Source organism: Algibacter sp. (assembly GCF_049667265.1).
Taxonomy (GTDB): domain Bacteria; phylum Bacteroidota; class Bacteroidia; order Flavobacteriales; family Flavobacteriaceae; genus Algibacter_B.
Genome location: NZ_JBATHX010000402.1, coordinates 1 through 1,743, shown reverse-complemented (window position 1 = coordinate 1,743; position 1,743 = coordinate 1). Strand labels below are relative to the sequence as shown.

Below are 1,743 nucleotides of genomic sequence, written 5' to 3'. Positions count from 1 at the left end.
TTCCAGGGTTGATGCATGGTTGGTAGGAGCCTGTGAGTTGAGAAAAATCGTACCGTGTTGGTAGCTTATTATCGGGCTTTTCTCAGACACGCTTTTTGCCGGAATACTCAATAGACCCGAAGCTTTTATAAGATTGTTGTTTATATCAATCGTGTAATAAGCAAGCTTATAAGAATTAACCGTATACGGCAGTAAAAAAGATTGGTCTGTGGAAATAAGCTCTGAGCTTATTAAACCCCCACGTTGTGTATTTACTGGCGGGATTATAACGGAATTTGACGACGAACCACCACCGCAAGCAGTCAGTACAAAAAGTAACGACAATATGAGTAAGCCCGCTAAAGTGCTATTTTTCATGGCCAAGCTCCACATTCAAGACTACATACAGTTTACAGTAACAATTTGTGGAAACTCACCCTCCGCAAATTCGGTTTTTTCTACAACTTTGGCACTGCAATTTTGTTTTAGTTCATCTGCCAGAACGATGTCCAGTGGTTTATCATAGTAAAAAATAGCCATTTCTGTTGGGTCGGCATGATTAAACTGTATTTGTTTTATCGAATTGATTTCGACTTTCGATTTTATCGGAACGGTGAATGTTAATTCCAGCAGAGAAGAATCTCCCACATTGAGCAATTTTAGATCGAAATCCTGTACTTTACTGGTAATTAAAACCCTGTCTCCAACTTCAAACTGTGTGAAGAAGTAGAACCTTTCCAGGTCACTGATGAGTTGCTTTGCGAGAATGCCAAGATCTGCCTGATCCTTTAATAAATCTTTACTTGCTTCCTGATCATAGAGCCAGGTCATTTTAATTGCGCTTAATTGTTTTTTATCGTTTACCTGTAGTTCGCTTTTTAACTGAACTTCATAATGAACACCGTGTGACAGAACAGCTTGAGACGTAATCAAGAAGAAAAATAAAACTGAAAGTACGCTTTTGATCATAAAAAATAATCCAAAGGGTTACATAATATACTTATTTAAAAAAATGATTACGTAAAATCAAATCAAAGACACCCCTCACCTTTTAAGCTGTTTTTAAAAAGTGAGGGGCTAGATTGATCTAAAGTAATTGTCAATTGATTATATCAGCCAGAGTTATTTACTGGCGCGAGTAGAAGCCTTGCGCATATTCTCTTGTAAAACTTTTTTACGAATACGAATACTCTGTGGTGTGATTTCTACCAATTCATCATCGTCAACAAACTCAAGTGCTTGCTCTAGGGTGAATTTGATCGGTCTGGTCAGGATCAGATTTTCATCGGTACCAGCAGCACGGATATTATTCAGTTGCTTCGCCTTCAGTGGGTTAACTACCAGGTCATTATCACGGCTATGGATGCCAATGATTTGGCCTTCATAGACTTCTTGTGCATGATCAATAAACATTTTGCCACGCTCTTGAAGATTGAATATTGCGAAAGCCAATGCCTTGCCTGTGCTATTGGAAACCAGAACACCATTGCTACGCTGCCCAATTTCTTCCTTAACCAATGGGCCGTAATGATCAAATGAGTGGTAGATCAATCCAGTGCCTGAAGTCAAAGTCATGAATTCTGTCTGAAAACCAATTAAACCGCGTGATGGAATCACATATTCTAGACGAACACGGCCTTTTCCATCTGGCTCCATGTTGACTATATTGCCTTTGCGATCGCCCATTTTTTCCATGATACTGCCTTGATGAATCTCTTCAATATCAATGGTCAGGTTTTCATAAGGCTCTTCACGATTATCACC

At 39.1% G+C, this 1,743-nt stretch carries 2 protein-coding genes and 1 pseudogene; all 3 read right to left on the bottom strand.

Features of this window, described 5'->3' with window-relative positions; genetic code table 11:
- Positions 1–357: hypothetical protein (locus tag WBN21_RS14160; protein ID WP_424201383.1), on the bottom strand; the 357-nt coding region annotated here is incomplete at its 3' end.
- Positions 358–378: 21 nt separating this feature from the next.
- Positions 379–948, bottom strand: coding sequence for a DUF1007 family protein (locus tag WBN21_RS14155; RefSeq protein ID WP_424201381.1), 570 nt, complete (start codon positions 946–948; stop codon positions 379–381).
- A gap of 153 nt (positions 949–1,101) precedes the next feature.
- Positions 1,102–1,743 (bottom strand): annotated as a pseudogene (locus tag WBN21_RS14150) (translational GTPase TypA); the annotation flags it as partial.